Source organism: Crocosphaera sp. Alani8 (genome assembly GCF_038442745.1).
In the GTDB taxonomy this organism is placed as follows: domain Bacteria; phylum Cyanobacteriota; class Cyanobacteriia; order Cyanobacteriales; family Microcystaceae; genus Crocosphaera.
This window is the reverse complement of the sequence record NZ_JARVCN010000473.1, coordinates 1-19286: the sequence shown is the minus strand read 5'-3', so window position 1 is coordinate 19286 and position 19286 is coordinate 1. Positions and strand designations below refer to the sequence as shown.

Genomic DNA, 19286 nt, shown 5'->3' with positions numbered 1-19286 from the left:
CAAGCCCTTGCCTGGACTAGATTTAGTCGATGCGACATTTTTGCGTCGCTCCCCATTCCTACTGGCAATATTTTCGAGGACAGCAATATCTTGACCAGAAACTGTTAGGGTTAAGTCGGTTCCTGAGTAGGTGTAGTCAAAGCCAACTTGATTAAAAGAATCGTAATAAGATTGGGGTTCGATAACAATTTTATCCCCTTCCCTCACACTGAAATCCTTGATAGTATCGGTCAAGCCATCGACAACATAAGTAGGATCGTTATTGTCATCTCTTGCAGAGATAAAGGCAAAGGTATCAGCACCATCTCGACCGTAAAGTACGTCATTCCCAAGGCCACCATCCAGGGTATCGTTTCCAGTGTTTTCATAGGGAGTCGAGTTATTGGGGGCATCTTCCCAACCAGAACCCCCATCTAGGGTATCGTTACCAGCTCCTCCTTGAAGAATATCGTTTCCATCATGATCGTAAACAAAAGGAGTATCCCTTGCATCGCTATTGAAACCACCCAATAAGTAATCGTTATAGTTACGGCCTTTGATTAAATCATCGCCATACTTACCTACCATTTCATAAGAACCGCCAAACTCCTCGTTTTGTAGTTCGCTAGATAGGTTTTGTGCATAAATAATATCTCCTGCATAGGTTCCTTCTAAGGTTGTACGAGTTGCATTATTGGGAGACTTACTAATAGGTGTTTGTTTAAAGGTGGAGATTGTCCCTCCGTTATAATCCGTTTGCGTCAGTTGGCCCCAACCATCAGTTTGAGCATTTGTTCCTTGCACCATATCAAGGATTAAATCGGCAAACTCACCATCACTAATATTGCCATTACCTGTTCCACTGTAATTATTCTTGATGAAGAGGAAGTCTTCTGGGTCGTTTGCATCAAACTTTATACTAACTGTTACTCCTCCTGCGCTTGCTGTCATTTGGTAAGAAACACTAGAGGCAGCAGTGTCGGGAATTGAAGGTAAGATGATCTGGTCAACACCTATTTGGAAATCTTCAATGGTGATCAAATCGCGATTGGGAAAAGTTGCACTAATCCATTGATCCGCAGCGTATTCTTCTTTAGCTAAAGCGTCTCGAGTGGCAGCATATTGAGCCTCAATCTGCTTTTTATCAAGTCCATAGTTACCAATTTCTTGAAAAATACTGACTCCCGCTGAGAGAATATCGTCCACTTTAGGCACCAGGGAAGTCGCTGCACCGATAACATCTAAGGCAATATTCATCCCTAGTCGAGCATCTTCAATTCCTTGATCCGGTAAAGTAATTTCGTTGATGAAATCTCCTAATTTTTCGGCATCAAAGGTAAAAATAGGATCTGTCGACCCCTCAAGTCCAATCATATAGGTGGTAGAGCCAAAATCATTGCCTCGGATGCTGTATTCTTCACCCTCACCATGAGCGATCGCCGCAATGGTGGTCATTCCAGAAGCTGTACTAAAAACAGAACTAACTTTACTATTGCTACTATGTTCAAAGGCAATCTGGTCAAAGTTCTGAATAAAATCTGACCCTTCCGATCCATCTTTGGAAGCGTCCTTGTCTCGAACCTTCCAGTTTTGATTGCCGCTATCAAAAAGGGTAAAGTCACGTACATCCCCATCATAGACAACGGTACTTAATCCTGTATAACCATTGTTGATAAAGGTATTACCTCCTGAACCTCCTTGTAAGCGTATTGTTTCTATATTGCTAAAGGTGTCTGTTCCCAGTCCCGATAAGGAATTATTGGTAAGGGTAAAGTTAGTATTGCTCTTTTCGATAATGACATCGTTTCCACCTCGACCATCAAAAGTATCGTTACCAGACCCACCAGTTAGGGTATCATTTCCTGCTCCCCCTCTTAAATAGTCATTTCCTGAACCACCATTGAGATAGTTATAGTAGCTACTTGAGCCGTCATTACCTGCATAATGAGCATAAAGAGAGTCATTTCCTAAACCACCATAAAGAGTATCATTGCCAGCACCCCCTTTTAATTGGTCGTTACCCTTTTGCCCTTCTAGGAAGTCATTTCCAATTGAGCCATCGAGATAATCATCATAGTCTCCACTTCCACCCTTAAGGGTATCATCACCGTCTCCTCCATATAAGCTATCCTCTCCTTCTCCTCCATCTAGGCTATCATGGCCGCCTTCACCCTTAACGGTATCGTTCCCACTTCCACCGTTAAGGGTATCGTTAAGTACACCCCCAGTTATAGTATCGTTTCCACCTTCTCCATTAATGGTTTGGAAATAGTAGTATCGACGGTCTAGTCCTCCTTGCATAATAAAGGACAAATGTACCCCAGACCTTAAGTCTTCATCACTGCCGTCTCCTCTTATATTCAAGGTTGTCGGGTTGTTAGGATCAAGGCTCAAAAGTTCATGGGGAACATTAGGTAAGGGATGAGATGAATGTGAACTCATAATAAATTTCTCCTGAATTAACTAAGTGTTTGTTGTCTCTAAGCGGTTTCATTTGCTTACAGTCCTAATATCTTTCAAATCTCCAGCAGAAGAAATACAGGTTTATTCAGGAAAGTTCAGGAAAAAATTCAGGTCTTCTCCACAGAAAAGTTCCGGTATGGTGGAAACCCTTGGTATACCAGGGATACGAGGGTATTAAAAACATAGCTATAACTCACATCTTGCACCTTCAATAAAACTGGCTAGTTTGTAAGGGTTCAGCTATCAGCTATCAGCCATCAGTTGAAACATATCAATCTCTATCTTATGCTGTGAGTGAGATTAAACATAAGCTTAACGCTTTCAGCTAAGAGATGAAAGCCGAACGCTGTGCGATAGCGCGCCCTACGGAGTGAGGAACTGCTGAGTGCTTACTAATTTAAGTTTTTATGTACTGATGCAAGATGTCAGTATAATCGTTAAAACAGAAAAGTTCAGGTGTGTGAATTCCTGAACTTTTCTGTATTGTTTCTACTCCAAATCTCAGGCATTGTGGTAGACAAATGAAGTTGAAAACATCAAAGCCACAATGTCTAAGTTAAATGTATTCTGTGTTACCCACAAAAAAATTGATTTCCCTTCTGTTCCTGGGCTTCAATTAATTCAAGTTGGAGATAAAGCTAATTCAGAAAATTTTGCTAATTTCCGAGATAATATCGATGATAATATTGCCCATAAAAATTCTTCTTATTCGGAGTTAACTGCTTTCTATTATGTTTGGAAAAATCTACAAAGTCCCTTGGTTGGCTTTTGTCATTATCGTCGTTATTTAATGCCTTACTGTTTACGTGAATGGATCAATAATATTTCCTTAAAACCTTATGGTTCAGGGCATTTAGTTTCTGATGTAGATTTGTTTAACCAATTCAGTTCCCTAAAAGACAGTTATGAAAACTCTTTTTCTGAAGCGTTAGAAAACAGTGATATTTTACTACCTCACCCTAATTCTTTACCCCCTGGTGGTTTTATGGGTCAATATTTTTCTTGTCATCCTAGTTCTCCTTTTTTGAGAATGTTATCTATTCTTTCTGAGATGAATAATAACATGGGGATTATGGCTCATGAATTTTTCTTGAATAGTCGTCAAGCGTATTGGAATAATTTATTTGTTACTCGTTGGGAGATTTTTGAGGAATATTGTCAATTTTTATTTGAAATTTTATTTAGATTAGAAGCAGAAATTAAATTACCTGAATCCCCTTATCAAAAACGAGTATTTGCTTTTTTGTCTGAGCGATTATTTAATTTTTGGATTTGGTATAAAAAGCTCCATATTGCTACCTCTGATTGGTGTGTCTTAGAAAGCTCAATCATAACCAATGAAGCTCATCAATGGAGTGGAAAGGGGTGGTAGTGATTCCTCAATACCAACCCTTTCAAGGTGTTCTCATTACTCCCAAATTGTGGCAGCTATTCCCAAAAATATAGTAATAATCGAAGCAGTTTTGTAATTCAAATTACCACCCCAAGTCGCTGTATAAACTAATCGTTACAGAGTCGCTCCCTCGAGGAATTGCACTGATACAAGCACAAAGAGGTGTACCGTCTTCTAATTCTACCTCGCAAGCATGACAAGACCCCATTAAACAGCCGGTGGGAATGGTAATTCCTGCCCGTTTTGCCACTTCTAACATAGGTTCTCCTGCTTCAGCTTCTGTGGTAACATCGTCGGGTAAAAATCGTACTTTAACTTTCATAAAATATTCCTCAAGTGATTAGTTATTAAGCAATGGTTTTAAATCAACAAATTCTTCAATAAAATCGGCTATTTCATCTAAAACAACTTCTCTTTGTTCCCTATAATTACTAATTCCTGTAGGTAGAGAAGACAAACCTCTACGGTGTCTAAGATAATTTAGCCAACTTCTTCGCCAAGCTCCATTATCAAAAATACCATGTAAATAACATCCCCAAACAGATTGATTATTATTAACAATCCCTAAACTGCTGTCTTCAAATAAAGGTTGAATAGTTGTTCTGATGCGCTGACTTGTATTTTCAGATAAACGAGTAATCCCTTGATGAATTTCGTATCCCGTAATTGGAAATCCTGCGTATGGATAAACGGAACAAGTTTGACGTTGACAGACAATTTTTTCATGGGTTATAACTGTTTCCATCGGTAATAGGTTTAGTCCTCGATAAGAAACATCGCTACCTTCTAATTGATCAGGATCAAAGACCATTTGTCCTAACATTTGGAAACCACCACAAATTCCCAAAACAACACCCCCTGCTGCCACATAATTTTGTAATTTTTTCACCATCCCAGTTTCATGTAGAGTCATTAAATCATTAATAGTAGTTTTTGATCCTGGGATAATTACAGCATCGGGATGTCCTAAAGTATCATTTAAGTCTAAGTAAGTTAAAGAGACAGTTTTTTCAGCATCCAAAGGTTCAAAATCGGTAAAATTAGCAATATGAGGTAATCGTAAAACTGTTAAATTAATGTCGTTTTTTCTTCTAGTAGGTCGTTCTAATAAATCTAGAGAATCCTCTGAAGAAAAGGAAATATCTCGCCAAGGAATAACCCCTAAAACCGGAATCCCAGTATAGTTTTCTAACCACTCAATTCCTGAATCTAAAAGCGATCGCTGCCCTCGAAATTTATTAATCACAATTCCTTTAACTAAAGCTCTTTCTGAATCATCTAACAAATGTAGAGTTCCCACCACATGAGCAAAAGCACCACCGCGATCGATATCTACAACCAATATAGTAGGAGCATTGAGATATTTAGCCACTCTCATATTAGTTAAATCTCGATGTTTAAGATTAATTTCGGCGGGACTTCCGGCACCTTCACAAACCACAAAATCGTACTCTGCAGCTAAACGTTGTAAGGATTGAGTGATCATATCCCAACCTCGTTCAAAATACTTTTCGTAATAGTCTGCTGCTGTGGTGATTCCTGCTACTTTTCCCCCTAAAATAACCTGTGAAGTCATATTCCCTTGTGGTTTGAGTAAAACAGGGTTCATTTCTACTCTAGGGTTGATTTGTGCAGCCCAAGCTTGTACCGCTTGAGCATAACCAATTTCTCCCCCACCGGTGGTAACATAAGCATTTAATGCCATATTTTGTCCCTTAAAGGGGGTAACGTGCCAACCCCGACGGGCTAAAATCCGACAAATTGCGGTGGTAATAAAGGATTTTCCGGCATGGGAAGTTGTTCCCACCACCATTAAGGCTCTCATTTAATAATTAGACCTATATTCAGTGAGTAATCTATATTTCCATTTTGACATTCTTACTGCACTATGAGTTCGGCGCAAAACTCATATCTTGCACCTGTGTTATGAAGTGTTCGTGGGGTTATGGTCTAGGGGGAATTCCTATCTCTTAGTGCGCTGTTTTGTTTTTGATTATTAAGTTTTCTTGTGCTGGTGCAAGATGTCAGCAAAACAGTTTTCAAAATTATGGATTATGGTCGGATATAAATGTCAACTGTGTAAACCTATGTACACATAGCTGTAAACTTACTTTCTACAACTTCTCTTGTGTTCAACTTACAATTTACTTAGAGTTTTCTTTTTCTTGTAATCGTTGTAGTAAGCCATGTAAATGGGTGTTACTATTGGTGGGTATTCTCGGAGATGGCAATTCCTCGTTAGGCCAATTCGATAAATCAAAACAGATACACATGGGGGAAGCGACTCCCGCGACGGTTATGGGAACAGGTAAGCGGCAACGAGGACAGTCCATAAGTTCCCAAGCAGGGCTTAATAATTGCTGTATGGTTTGATCTGTTCCCTCTAAATAACAATCCTCCTCGCTACCCAGAATTTTTTGCCAGCATTGTTCAAATTCTCCCGAATAGTGATGTTCTCTAAAGATGACTTGAGGTTGAATCCTCTCCTGTCGTTTAGGACAAACGACTCCCTTACCCAGTTGAAACCAATGGGCAAGGTATTGTTTAACCTGTTCGTTGGAAGCCATAGTCATAGATTTTACTGACATTTTGCACCTGATTCTATGCTAACGTTTTCCTCCAGAATTCTATGGAAGAAAAACTATAGATTAGGATTTATTCAAATGTTTTGTATCCCATTGCAACTGTTGCCGAACAATGTCAGCAATTTTTTGCGCAGCACCGGGTTTTCCCCTAACTTCCAGTAAACGATGGTGAATTTGATTTAATTTTAAAGGATTTTGCAACCAATCTAATACCAACTGTGCCACCTGCTCGGGTTCTAATTCTCCTCTCAATTCCGGCACAATTTCTTCCTTTGCCCAAATATTCGGCCAAGCAAATAAACGCCCAGTTTTCACCACTCTTGCGTTGATTACTTTCGCCAACTGACTACCCACTAAGGGTAAATTAGCTAAAATACCAGGTATACCGTCCCAAGTTCGCATAGCATCCAACTGTTGGGTTGGCAGAAGGACAATCATGGGGATACCTAAAGCCCCTAGTTCTGCCGTATTCGCCCCCACTGTCGTTAAAGCTAAACAACATTGCTTTAGGTACTCATGGGCAGGAAATTGACCAATTAGTTCGACTTTCAAGCCTGTTTTTGTTTCCAGATAATATTTTTTCCCTTCTTGTCTCAAGTCACCCTTCACCCCTCCCATTGTCATCACAAAAGGGTTATATTCGGGGTCAGCGAAGCGAGCTAATGTTTCTATATCTATAGTTGGTGCTATGGGTAGAATAAAACGGGTTTGGGGATGCTGTCGATAAACCCACTCAGCAATAGCTAAACACAAAGGGACTCCCTGGGTTAATTTTCCTGCTTTCGACCCCGGCAAAATGCCGATAACTGGTTTAGTGGCCATCTCGACAAAATTTAACGATGCCGGTGAAAAATCCGCCATTAAATCCCCAACCACCCCTAGTTTGTGTCGATAGGACTGTGGAATAGCCTCCACTACCCTTTGATTCATCACTGCAAAATAGTCTAGCCAACGGTACCATCTGGCTTCCCATTCAGCATAAATTACAGTGCGGTATCCCAAGCGTTTTCCAATCATCAGAGCGTAAAACTGGTCTCCTCCCAAGAATAAGACAACCCCTTGTGGTCGCCAATCCCAATTATCGACGGTTTTTCCTCCTAATAAAAAAGGAAAAAAAGATTCACTAGATTGAACCCGGTTCACTTCGGGATAACGACGAGCAATGGAGGCCTCTTGTCCGGTACTGTGGGGACAAGGAGATAACATCACAGAAATTCGGATTTGGGTTGAGTCATCCCCCAACTGTTTTCTCAACGCCTTAACCACAGGTCGAACCCAGGTGGTGATTTCCCCTGGTCCGTTGGAGAGGATAACAACGTCAACGGGATTCATTATTCTTGCCAACGAGAACGAAGGGAAAGTTTAGGGGGAGTTTGACTTTGGGAACGAGAACGACGACGGACAAATCGCCGATTGGACTCAGAGCGTCGATGATAGCCCCCTGAGCGGTCATTTTCCCCTGATTCTTCGTAAATTTCCAGATATAGGGTTTGTTCCATCTGTTTAGCTGCGGTCGCTAAAACCGTTTGTATGGACTGTATATTACGTCCTCCTCTTCCATAGACCCGTCCTTTATCTCCTTCGTCAACCGCCAATCTAATCCAAACTCGTTTTGTACTGGGGACTTCTTCGCAATCAAATTTGAGGGAGTCTGGAGATTCCAACAAAGGCTCTATTAAAAATGCGATCAACTTCAGATAATTGGGGGGGAGAGAAGAGGATAAATTAGAGGTATCAATCGATTTAACCATTAACTTGTTCAAATACTTTTGCTTTTGCCAGGATGCTTCGTACCGTATCGCTAGGTTGGGCCCCTTGTTTGAGGCGAGTGACAATTGCTGGAACGTTGAGTCTAGTTTCATCGGTTCTAGGGTTATAAAATCCTAGTTCTTCCAGGGGACGACCATCCCGACGACTGGCACTATTAATGGCAACGATTCTATAACTAACTTCTCGTTTTTTGCCGTATTTTTTTAGTCTTAGCTTAATCATTTCGCTTCTTTTGACTCCTGATTTTGTCTTGGTTGTTTTTTGTTTAGCTCGAACTCCTTATTGTACCATGATCTTTTATCCCTAACGAGGAATACCCTGGATAACAGGACGGATACCTGTTCCATCGAATGGACCGGGGTTACCTCCCCAGTTAAAGTCGCTAATGCGTAGAGATATTGACCCCACTTTTAGTACCGTATTATAGCGTAAGAGAATGCTATAGGTTCGCCGATTGTATTCAACGTACAGATCGGTGTTGATTTCCTGGTCTGTATCGATATTATACGCACTCTGAACCCCAACCCGCACAGGCCCGTACAGTTGCTGAGTAATACCCCAGTTGAGGGTTTTTAAATCGGCAAAGCGATCGAACAAAAACGGCGAGGGATCTCCGCGCAACCCTTGACTGAAGCTAAGATTAAACCCTGTGTAGTCCAAGAAAGGTCGGGAAAAATTACCAATTTGTCCCGATAAGCCAATGGTGCCGGAAATAGACGGTTGAGAGTCCCCATTACCATAGAGACTAGTGACACCAGTTACCCCGGTAGAGAGAACTAAATAGGGCAGAACGGGGGTAGAGGTATATTTTAAGCCTTCTTCTGGGGTAGGGGGTAAAGCTTCCCCGAACCAAAGTAAGAAAGGCTTATTTACAGAAGCCGCCCCTTGAAATCTAGCTAAACTGACCCGGCGATCGTCCGAATTTGCATCTAAGAGACTGGCGCGATCGGTATCGGCGTTGACGGTTTGAATCGATCCTTGGTAGCTCAGTTGTATTCCCGTGTCCTCGATGGGAATCTGAGGAGAAACTACCAGTAATCCTAGGCTACTACGAACGGTTTGAAAGCCCAAAGAACCGTTAAAAAGACGATCGCGATAGTTGTATTCAAATCTTAGGTCATAGGGTCTTGCAGGTTGACCCAGACGGTACTGTACAAAGGTTTTTGTCCGCAGACGATCCTCAATATCTCCAAATTCTAGACTGGTTAGGGAAGTTCTGGAAAAAAAGGTGGTTTGGGGACTCAAGTTAGCGTTAAACTCGTTCACAAAACCGAAGGTAGGAGGGCTGACTGCGTCGATATCGTCTTTATCTTCCTCGAATAAGTCCGTATTGCGATCGTCAACTGTGAGTCCTTCCGGTGAAATTCCTTTTTGTAAGTAATATTGAGGGGTTACTTGCCAACTGACGGTATCGGTGTCAACTACATTAAATCCCCGTTCTACAAAAAAACCACCTCGATCCCGATCATCGAAACCAAAACCAATTACCCCAGGTTGGCGATCGCGCCGATCAAAAATCAGGCGATCTTGGGTAGGAAAGGAGTTAGCTTGATCTAGCACTACCCTAGAATTGGTTAGCTTTAGTTCGTCCACTAACGGGGCGATATTGCGATAGGTAGCAGTTTCTGCCCGTACTTCTACTTCCGGGGGAGAAAAAGGATCGTTAGTTAAACGAGCATCTGTGGCCTCCCAACCGTCGGCATCGAACTCCATACGCTCTGCTTCAAAGCGGAGGCGGTTAATTTGTCCTCCAGTTCCTTGTCCGTTATTACCACCAAAATTCTCTTCTCCAAAGGACACACCAAAGGAGTAGCTGATCCCCTGAGCTTGAGTAATCCTTTGTAGGGGTTGTTGTAAGGCCAATCGTTCGTTAAGGGTTTGATTAGGAATTAGGTTGTTATCCACAGAGGTAGGTAGGGTAGGAGAAAAGTCCTGCCCTGTGCTGGGTTGATAAATCTCCCCATTGGCCTTGAAAATGATCCCACTATCTTGGACAAAATAATACTCGAACCTTTCTCCCCGTAGGGTTTGTTCTCCCCTGTCTAGAACCACATTCCCTTCTGCTACGGCGAATTGATCGGGAAGGTTAATCCAAAGGCGATCGGCTAATAAAACGCCGCTGGCAAAGCGCATGATAACTCTTCCCTCTGCGAAAACAACCTCCCTTTCTGCGTCGTATTCCTGGCGATCGGATACCAATTCTACAACTCCTAGGGCCTCTGTTGGTATTGAATCGAGGTTTTCTATTTCTCCCTGGGCCAAAGTGGGGGATGGTGTAATTGATAGTTCCTGGGGTTTCCCGTTGTTGTCTCTAGGTTTGAGCAACAAACGGCTAACTTTATCGTTTTCCCCCTTCAACTGGATCATTTCGGGAACCTCTGTGGTGTCGTCGGAGATGGAGAGAGACGACTTTGATGATCCCAGGTTTCCTGTACTGATGGGATCACCCAATAGATCAGCGGTTTGTTCACCAGTTGTTAGAGGAGAGGTAGTTTCTTGGTCCTGAATTTTGTCTGGTGGCGATAAATAGAATTCCACCACATCAGGGGGGTTACTGTAGACCTCTTCCTGCTGTGGAACCGTTATGGGGATATGTCCTGACTCAGAAGTTAATTGAGCCAAGAAAACCTTCCCACTGGGAATTTCTTGGGATGTCTCGAGATCATTAGTTATGGAGACGGGTGGCTTTTCTCCCTGAAAAAAAGCTATCGCTTGGATTTGGGCAGGGGGATTAGGTGGTGGAACGAATGGGGGCATCTTTGGATTGATAGCATCAAGCTCAAGGGTTTAGTGGCTACCTGCAGCGCGATCAAATGAGATGGAACAGGGACGAGTTGGATCTCGCCCCTATCGTTTTACTCACCTAACTTAACATAGCTAGATTTGAGCTTATTCAAAGTCCTTGCGTCCGGGGTTACGAGTTGGGTCACTCGACAGAAAACCAAAAACAAACAACGAAATGAAGAAGGCTACGACAATGTAAACAGCGATTTTTAAGGTTAGCATAGTATTCTGTTCTCCTTACGGGGATCAATCCCTAACAAATGTTAATAGTTCTTATCTGACTTTAACCCATAGATGGGCTTTTTGTCTTGGATTAATGAAGTCACCGGAATTAAGCACTAGATTAAGTTGAATTGAAAGGGTTTATGAAATAGTATAATTGTAAAAATATTTGTTTACATAATCATCTTATTTAATTCAATGGCACTGCTTACCACAGGTAAAGGATTTGTTCGCGCGCTTGAAAAGTCAGGTGCATTAGGGGTTTATGCTCCCTTAGAAGGGGGATACGAGGGACGCTATCAGCGACGCTTACGTACTAATGGCTACGATAGCTTCTCTCTATCCGCTAGAGGATTAGGGGATGTAAGTGCTTATTTGATGGGGGTTCATGGAGTACGACCTCCCCATTTAGGTAAAAAAAATATTGGTCAAGATGCTGCAGTGGGAGACGTTTATTTTGTCCAACCTATGGCAGCTTATCAACTTGAAAGCTTACCTGCTTCATCAAAAGGGTTAGTATTATGGATTATAGAGGGTTATATCCTGTCTAAAGCTGAATTAGAATATTTAGTTGGTTTACCTCAACAAGAACCTCGCCTTAAAGTTGTGGTTGAGTTAGGAGGAGAACGGTATTTCCGTTGGCAACCCTTAGAAGATTTAATTAAAGTAGCATAGGATAATTGGCTAGCGTCGAAACTAAGAAAAGTTGTTAGTAGAAGCTGCGCTAAAAACTCATCAATTTATGGCATCAAACTCAGGTATTATTATGACTATGATTTCTTAATCACGCTAAATAGTGTTGTCACTATGGAATGTTGTGTCTCTTTAAATGAGTTGACACATTGCTTGTAGCATATTAAGAATTGATACAATAGCTAATATAACTAAAGAGGGATCAAAGTAGAAGGTCATTATGTATATTGTCCAAGTAGCCTCGGAATGCGCCCCCGTCATCAAGGCAGGGGGACTGGGTGATGTTGTTTTCGGGCTAAGTCGCGAACTCGAAAACCAGGGTCATACTGTAGATGTTATTCTTCCCAAATACGATTGTATGCGTTATGACCATATTTGGGGATTACACGAAGACTATAATGATTTGTGGGTGCCTTGGGGAGGGGGTTCCATTCACTGTACAGTATTCGGTGGCAAGGTTCATGGACTTAACTGCTTCTTTATCGAACCCCATTCTAATGAGAGTTTCTTTAACCGAGGCAAATATTACGGAGACAATGATGACAACTTACGCTTTGCTTTCTTTAGTAGAGCGGTTTTAGAATATATGTGTGTTACTAGTAAGCGTCCTGAGATTGTCCACTGCCACGACTGGCAAACGGGACTACTACCTGTAATGTTATTTGAACAGTATAAATATAGAGGGATGGACAGCCAAAGGGTTTGTTATACCATCCATAATTTTAAACATCAAGGGGGAGGTAGTGTTGATATTTTACGGGCGGTTCAGTTAGATAATGACAGTTATTATATGAGTCCTGATCGCCTGAAAGATAACACTCTCCCCAATCACATTAACTTTATGAAATCAGGCATTGTTTACTCTAATGCAGTGAACACTGTCTCCCCCCATCATGCTTGGGAAGCTCGTTTTGGTAACGAGGGGTATAGTTTGGGTCATACCCTCTATGTTCATGAGGATAAGTTTAAAGGTATTCTCAACGGTTTAGACTATAAAGTTTGGAACCCAGAACTAGATGAGTATATTTCTATGCCGTTTGGCCCAGAAGATTTTGAATTAAAAGCTTATAACAAAAAAGGGTTACGAGAACGGTTATGGTTAGAAGAAAAAGATAGACCGATCATCGCCTATGTTGGTCGTCTGGATGACCAAAAAGGAGTGGGTTTAGTCCATCACGCCCTAGAATACGCCCTGAGACGGAGCGCGCAATTTGTTCTATTGGGATCGGCCACTTCTGACGCTATCAAGAATCTCTTTTGGCAGACAAAAAATCGTTTAAACGATCATCCCGACGTTCATCTAGAACTAGGTTTTAACGAAGAGTTATCCCACCTTATCTATGCAGGGGCAGACATGATGGTGGTTCCCAGTAACTACGAACCCTGCGGCTTAACACAAATGATCGCCCTAAAATACGGAACTGTACCGATTGTTCGTGGTGTAGGGGGTTTAGTCAATACTGTGTTTGACTACGACTACGACGAAACCCATCTCCCCGAAGAACGTAATGGCTTTGTCTTCTATCAAACCGATGTCACTGCCTTAGAATCAGCTATGCACCGTCCCCTAGAGTTATGGTACACCGATCGCAAAGCATTCAATCAATTAGCCATCCAAGGAATGCGTTGTGACTATTCTTGGCGACAACCTGTTGAACAGTATGTGGAAGTTTATGAAAAAATCAAAGTCTAATTGCTGTTGATGTTGTCTCCTGTTATAACTAAATCAGGTTATGACAGGAGTGTTTTATTTTCTAGTGAGGAATATTGGAGTCAATGTGTGGGTAACATCATCAACTAGCAACGTTAAAACCCCCACTGCTATAGCTTTAGGTAATTTTGACGGTATCCATCTGGGACATCGAAAAGTTCTCAAACCGATCACAGAACTTGGGGGAGACTATATCCCCACCCTTGTCAGCTTTACCCCCCATCCTCAAGAATTTTTTAGCGGTGAAACGAGACAATTATTAACCCCTCTCGACGAGAAGGTGAAAATATTAGAGTCTCTCAAAATTAGACAATTAGTCCGTTTACCCTTCGATGGTGCCATAGCAAACCTCAGTCCTCAAGCCTTCATCGAAGATATTTTAGTTCGCAAGTTGAACGTCAAATACATCAGCGTCGGGAAGGACTTTCGCTTTGGCAAAGGAAGAGAGGGCAACGCCGAGACACTGGAAAAAGTAGCTCAAACTTGGGGCATTTCTGCTCACATTACCAAATTGCAATCTAGAATAGGGGAAGATAGCGGTTTACGCATCAGCAGTTCCAGAATTCGGCAATGTTTAGCCGCTGGGGATGTGGCAGAAGCGAGGGAGATGTTGAGTTATCCCTACTCATTGGAAGGAATAGTGGTCAAAGGACAACAACTTGGCAGAACCATCGGCTTTCCTACCGCTAACTTACAGGTTCCTTCAGATAAATTATTACCCCGTTTTGGGGTTTATGGTGTGCGGGTTATTTTAGCCACACAAGAAGTCATCAACGGAGTAATCAATATTGGCAGTCGCCCAACGGTAAAGGGTCAACTTCCCACAGTAGAAGTGCATCTATTAGATTGGTCAGGGGACCTTTATGGAACGTTTTTGAGGGTTCACTTAGAAAAGTTTTTACGACCTGAACAAAAATTCCCCTCCTTAAATGCTCTGCAAAAACAGATTATGGAAGACTGTATTGTCGCCCGTCGAATACTAGAATGATAATAGGTTAATCCATGTAACAATTTACAACTATTTACGAGTTTATGTGGATAGTGGGGAACATTGTAAGAGAGTAATAAATTATCTAAAAGGTTGTTCACAGTATTTTTCGGGAGGTAAGCCGTGAAAGATAAAATGGACTTAAGCGATTTTTCCGTATTAGATCTGTTTAGCTTGGAAGTGGAAACCCAAGGAGAAATTCTCAACGATAACCTGCTCACCCTAGAAAACCAACTGCAAGACTCTCCAGATGCCAAAGGCTCTCTTTCCCTATTAGAAGGCCTTATGCGAGCTTCCCACTCCATTAAAGGGGCGGCCAGGATTGTACAAATTGAACCAGCAGTAAAAATTGCTCATGCGATGGAAGACTGCTTTATGGCTGCTACGGAGCGAACTATCACCATTACCCCAGATCATATCGATTGTCTCTTACGAGGAGTGGACTTTTTACAATCTATCAGAGAAGTTGAACAGGATGAATTTAACAGTTGGCTAGAGCAACAAGAATCCAACGCCGAGGAGATTGTTGAGGCTATTGCTAAAATCATGAATCCTCAAAATCCTCAACCAGAAGAAGAGCAACCTTCCCCTGAGTTCGATTTATCCTTAGACGATGTTTTTCCTGAAGACGAAGAAGAAATTTTATTCGATTCAGATAGCAACAGTCCTCCTACTTTTGTAGAGGAAGAATCATCAGAAACCGAACAGATAATTAGTTGGATGGAGGAGGAACAAGAGTCCATAGGAGACTTTGATGGCTTAGCCGCCAGTGACTCTAGCATGGATCAAGAAAATGGCACCTCCAATGCATCTTTGATGACTGCTTCAGGGATGATGAGTTCTAAGGATCGATTTGTCAGGGTTAGTACAGATAATTTAAACCGTCTCATGGGTTTAGCAGGAGAATCTTTAGTGGACGCAACAGCTTTGGTTCCTCTATCTGAGTCTTTTTTAAGTTTAAAAAAAAATCAACTAGAATTATCACAATTATTAGAACAATTACAAGTTAACTTACTGCAAACTTCTATATCAACAGAAGTAGAAAACTATTTGAGTGACTTGATTCATAAAGAGCGAGAGTGTCGGGAAGTTCTCAACGATCGCTTAAATGCTTTAGAACAGTTTAGTTATCGTTCTTTCAATTTATCTGATCGCTTATATCGAGAAGTTATTGCTACTCATATGCGTCCTTTTGAAGAAGGGGTGAGTAGTTTTCCCCGTATGGTTAGGGATTTGGCCAGACAATTGAAAAAACGAGTTAAGTTAGAGATCGTGGGCAAATTCACCATGGTGGATCGAGATATTTTGAGAAAATTAGAAGCCCCCCTAACGCAAATTTTGCGTAATGCTATTGATCACGGGATCGAGTTTCCTGATGAAAGAGTTGCGGCAGGAAAACCCCCAGAAGGAACAATAAATTTAGAGGCAAATCATCGTTTCGGGATGCTCTCTATTACCATTTCTGATGATGGAAAAGGTATCTGTTTAGATAAATTACGGGAATCTATTGTTAAAAAGGGTTTAGTTCCAGAGGAAATGTCTCAGCAATTAAGCGAGAGTGAGTTAATGGAATTCATTTTTTTACCTAACTTTTCAACTGCCAATCAAGTCACAGAAATTTCTGGCAGAGGTGTGGGTTTAAATATTGCTAAGACTATGGTTCAAGAAGTAGGGGGAAATCTTCAGGCTGTTTCTAAACCAGGAAAGGGCATGAATTTCCATTTTCAACTGCCTTTAACTCTATCGGTTATTCGTACTTTATTAGTGGAAATTGCAGGAGAACCCTATGCGTTTCCCCTCTCTCGAATCGATCAAATTTTGAACCTGAGTTTTGATGAGATTTATTCTGTTGAAAATCGACAGTATTTTATGTTGAATAATCAAAATATTGGCTTGGTTAGGGCTGAACAAGTTTTAGAGTTAAGTTCAAATTCTCCCCCAACAGAACCTTTATCTGTTATTGTTGTTAGCGATCAAATGAATCGTTACGGTTTAGTTATTGATCGTTTTTTAGAGGAAAAAAGTTTAGTAGTTCGTCCCTTAGATCCTCGCTTGGGTAAGGTTCAAGATATTACTGGGGCGGCTTTACTAGAAGATGGTTCACCAATCCTGATTCTTGATGTTTTAGACTTAGTACGTTCTCTTGATAAAATTTTGGCTAATATTTCTATTAATCATGTTAAAACTCAAGAGGAAAGGAAGTGGCATCAATCTAGTAAACATATTTTAGTGGTTGATGATTCGATTACAGTCAGAGAGATGGAGAGGAAGTTGTTAGAAAATCAAGGATATCAGGTTGATGTTGCAGTGGATGGAATGGAGGGATGGAACGCTGTTCGTGTTGGTAACTATGATTTAGTTATTAGTGATATTGATATGCCTCGTATGAATGGAATTAAATTGGTTCATAATATTAAGAATAATCCTCAACTTAGATCTACTCCTGTTATTATTGTTTCTTATAAAGATCGAGAAGCGGATCGCCTACAAGGTTTAGAAGTAGGTGCGGATTATTATCTGACAAAAAGTAGTTTTCATGATGATACTTTAATCAATGCTGTTATTGATTTAATAGGTAAAAATGATGCTTAAACTCATATCTTGCACCTGTGTAATCAAGTGTTAGTAAGGTTAGGATGTAGGGATAATTTCTATTTCTTTATCTTGTCGAGAAAGACTTAATACTGAACTCCGAACTCCCAACTCCGAACTCAAATTACTCATCTATTTGTAAGCGATAAATAATAGTATTAGGATCGACTTGATTAATAATGTTTTTTATCACCATACTTGGTCCCAAATTTCCCCAACTACACCCTTTTTCTAAATATTCTTGTGCAGCTTTACCGATAATATAAGTACCGTAAGCAGCTAATCCACTTTGTAAAATAGCGGTACTCCCATAGGTCGTTAAAATAGCAGGATTTTCCAGAAAGCTTGACGCAGCTAATGCTGTTTTCCCTAACCCTAAGATTAAATTTGTCGCAATTTGTGCTACTAGAAGACCTCCAGAGCTTAACAAAATTTTACGCCATAATTTCCCTGCTTCGTGATTAGTTATTGGCAATCCGTATAATCTAGCTAATGAACGAATTAACATTAAATCTGTAACACTTCCTGCCATAATATCAAGAATGCCAATAGGATTAATAGCAATTGCTACGGACTTATATTTAATATATTTCCAGATGATTTCTTCTGCTTTTTCTTCTCTATTTTCTATGGTTTTTTTAGCAATACTTTCTTCTGCTTTTTTAGCTTTTTGCAAAGAATTTAAACACAATAAAGATTTTCCTTCTTGATTTAAAATAGTTAAAATTTTGTTTCTTAATTCATCGATTTGTGGTGGTGGAGATTCCCACTCTTGTGACGTTTTTCCATCGGGATATTTAACTAAAACAGGTATGGATTTAGGAGCAGCCGCTACCCTAACAATATCTTCAGGAGATATCAATGATTTCTGCTCTATATTATGGTCTTTACCTATTTTCTGCAATTGTTGGTAAATAGTTTGAACATCCTTGTGGGGATAGAGATCAATTTTATTGAAAACTAAAATAATCGGTTTTAAAGCTTTCTTTAAGTTCAAAAAAGCCGTATACTCAGTACGAGTAATATCCTGAGAAATAACAAATAAAATTAAGTCAGCTTCGTTAGCAATATTTCGCGCCATTATCTCCCGCTCTTTTCCGTCTATTTCGTCTAATCCAGGAGTATCAATAAACTCAACCTTGAGGTCACTGTTGGCAGGAGTCCAATAAACAGATTGAGGCCATTTAGTTACGCCATGAATTGGTCCACTTTCTAGAATATTTTCACCCATTAAACTATTGATTACAGCAGATTTTCCTCGACTAACTAAGCCAAATGTAGCAATTTTAATCAGATTGTTTTCTACTTTTTCAAGAGAAGCTTTCAAAGCTTGTAAATCTTGTTTTACTGCGGCTTGAAGCTCTAGATCTGGAGGATAATTCCAATGACGGCGGATGCTAGTGTACCAAGATAAAGCTTGTTGAAGACTAGCACGAGTTTGTTGGAGATGGGTGTCTTGTTTAGCCAAAGTTAATGGAGAATTAATAATTAAAAAATGGATAAGCTATGAAAGCCAATTTTTTAAAATTATGATACCTTAAAAAAGTTGTTAACCATCGATATATATGCGTTTATTTATTGCACTGGTTTTAGGAACTTTTTTAGTAGTAATGGGCTGGCAATCTAACCTCTTTGTCACGGATACACAGTTACCCCCTCAAGACGACTATGTAAACTATATGTGGGAAGTCCATCATCAGGAAAGCCCTATTCCTACAGATATATTAGCGCAAGCACCAACAGAAGACGATCCCGTTAGTGCAGAGATGGTAACCTACGGCACAATAGAAGGAGAAGCGATCGCAGGTTATCTCGCCTTTCCCACAGAAGCTGATCGCCCCTTACCTGCTGTCATTGTTATCCACGAATGGTGGGGACTCAACGATAATATCAAAGCCATGACCCGTAAAATTGCAGCAGAAGGTTACACCGCCTTAGCAGTGGATATGTACGGGGGAGAAGTGGCCGAAACTCCAGAAAAAGCCAGAGAATTAGTCACCGATGCCAGAAATAATAGCGATCGCCTGAAAAATAATCTTTCCTTAGCTTATCAGTATCTTCTCAAAAAGCCAGGGGTCACTCGCTGCGAAAACTTAGGCCAAACAT

16 protein-coding genes are annotated in these 19286 nt (G+C 40.8%); 6 read left to right on the top strand and 10 right to left on the bottom strand.

The features are described from left to right. Window positions 1–2421, bottom strand: a 2421-nt coding sequence (locus P9B04_RS23410) for a calcium-binding protein (protein WP_342057366.1), incomplete at its 3' end; no start/stop codon positions are given. Window positions 2422–2989: 568 nt separating this feature from the next. Here P9B04_RS23410 and P9B04_RS23405 point away from each other — a divergent pair. Next, entirely contained in the window at window positions 2990–3814 is an 825-nt protein-coding gene (locus P9B04_RS23405) for a DUF4422 domain-containing protein (protein ID WP_342057365.1), read from the top strand. A gap of 103 nt (window positions 3815–3917) precedes the next feature. Here the strand turns inward: P9B04_RS23405 and P9B04_RS23400 are convergent, their stop codons facing one another. The 8 genes from P9B04_RS23400 to P9B04_RS23365 form a co-directional block, all read right to left on the bottom strand. Beyond that, window positions 3918–4157, bottom strand: a complete 240-nt coding sequence (locus P9B04_RS23400; protein ID WP_342057364.1) for a 2Fe-2S iron-sulfur cluster-binding protein — start codon at window positions 4155–4157, stop codon at window positions 3918–3920. An 18-nt stretch (window positions 4158–4175) separates the two neighbouring features. Beyond that, complete coding sequence (gene cobQ, locus P9B04_RS23395; RefSeq protein WP_342057363.1) at window positions 4176–5660, bottom strand: cobyric acid synthase CobQ; 1485 nt, start codon at window positions 5658–5660, stop codon at window positions 4176–4178. A gap of 319 nt (window positions 5661–5979) precedes the next feature. Then, complete coding sequence (locus P9B04_RS23390; RefSeq protein WP_342057368.1) at window positions 5980–6408, bottom strand: hypothetical protein; 429 nt, start codon at window positions 6406–6408, stop codon at window positions 5980–5982. Window positions 6409–6483: 75 nt separating this feature from the next. After that, window positions 6484–7752: a lipid-A-disaccharide synthase gene (locus tag P9B04_RS23385; RefSeq protein ID WP_342057362.1), complete on the bottom strand. Its 1269-nt coding sequence runs from the start codon at window positions 7750–7752 to the stop codon at window positions 6484–6486. Next, window positions 7752–8171 (bottom strand): KH domain-containing protein, encoded by a 420-nt coding sequence (locus tag P9B04_RS23380; protein ID WP_342057361.1) that lies wholly within the window; start codon window positions 8169–8171, stop codon window positions 7752–7754. The genes P9B04_RS23385 and P9B04_RS23380 overlap by 1 nt, the downstream gene beginning before the upstream one ends. Next, window positions 8164–8412, bottom strand: coding sequence for a 30S ribosomal protein S16 (gene rpsP / locus P9B04_RS23375; protein WP_342057360.1), 249 nt, complete (start codon window positions 8410–8412; stop codon window positions 8164–8166). Before rpsP ends, P9B04_RS23380 begins: the two co-directional genes overlap by 8 nt. Before the next feature lie 81 nt (window positions 8413–8493). Next, entirely contained in the window at window positions 8494–10947 is a 2454-nt protein-coding gene (locus P9B04_RS23370; RefSeq protein ID WP_342057359.1) for a DUF3769 domain-containing protein, read from the bottom strand. Window positions 10948–11079: 132 nt separating this feature from the next. After that, on the bottom strand, window positions 11080–11196 hold the full coding sequence (locus tag P9B04_RS23365) for a photosystem II reaction center protein I (protein ID WP_008276509.1): 117 nt from the start codon (window positions 11194–11196) through the stop codon (window positions 11080–11082). 198 nt (window positions 11197–11394) lie between these two features. Here P9B04_RS23365 and ndhN point away from each other — a divergent pair, with 198 nt between their 5' ends. The 4 genes from ndhN (at window position 11395) to P9B04_RS23345 (ending at window position 17180) form a co-directional block, all read left to right on the top strand. After that, complete coding sequence (gene ndhN / locus P9B04_RS23360) at window positions 11395–11871, top strand: NAD(P)H-quinone oxidoreductase subunit N (protein ID WP_342057358.1); 477 nt, start codon at window positions 11395–11397, stop codon at window positions 11869–11871. A gap of 238 nt (window positions 11872–12109) precedes the next feature. Further along, complete coding sequence (glgA, locus tag P9B04_RS23355; protein ID WP_342057357.1) at window positions 12110–13582, top strand: glycogen synthase GlgA; 1473 nt, start codon at window positions 12110–12112, stop codon at window positions 13580–13582. 85 nt (window positions 13583–13667) lie between these two features. After that, window positions 13668–14588, top strand: coding sequence for a bifunctional riboflavin kinase/FAD synthetase (locus tag P9B04_RS23350; RefSeq protein WP_342057367.1), 921 nt, complete (start codon window positions 13668–13670; stop codon window positions 14586–14588). A 123-nt stretch (window positions 14589–14711) separates the two neighbouring features. Then, window positions 14712–17180 carry a hybrid sensor histidine kinase/response regulator gene (locus tag P9B04_RS23345; protein ID WP_342057356.1) on the top strand — a complete coding sequence of 823 codons (2469 nt, stop codon included), beginning with the start codon at window positions 14712–14714 and terminating at the stop codon, window positions 17178–17180. Between the two features lie 124 nt (window positions 17181–17304). Here P9B04_RS23345 and P9B04_RS23340 read toward each other — a convergent pair whose 3' ends face one another. Continuing rightward, window positions 17305–18648, bottom strand: coding sequence for a GTP-binding protein (locus tag P9B04_RS23340; protein ID WP_342057355.1), 1344 nt, complete (start codon window positions 18646–18648; stop codon window positions 17305–17307). A gap of 97 nt (window positions 18649–18745) precedes the next feature. Here P9B04_RS23340 and P9B04_RS23335 point away from each other — a divergent pair. Next, a partial coding sequence (locus P9B04_RS23335) for a dienelactone hydrolase family protein (protein WP_342057354.1) occupies window positions 18746–19286 on the top strand: 541 nt, incomplete at its 3' end.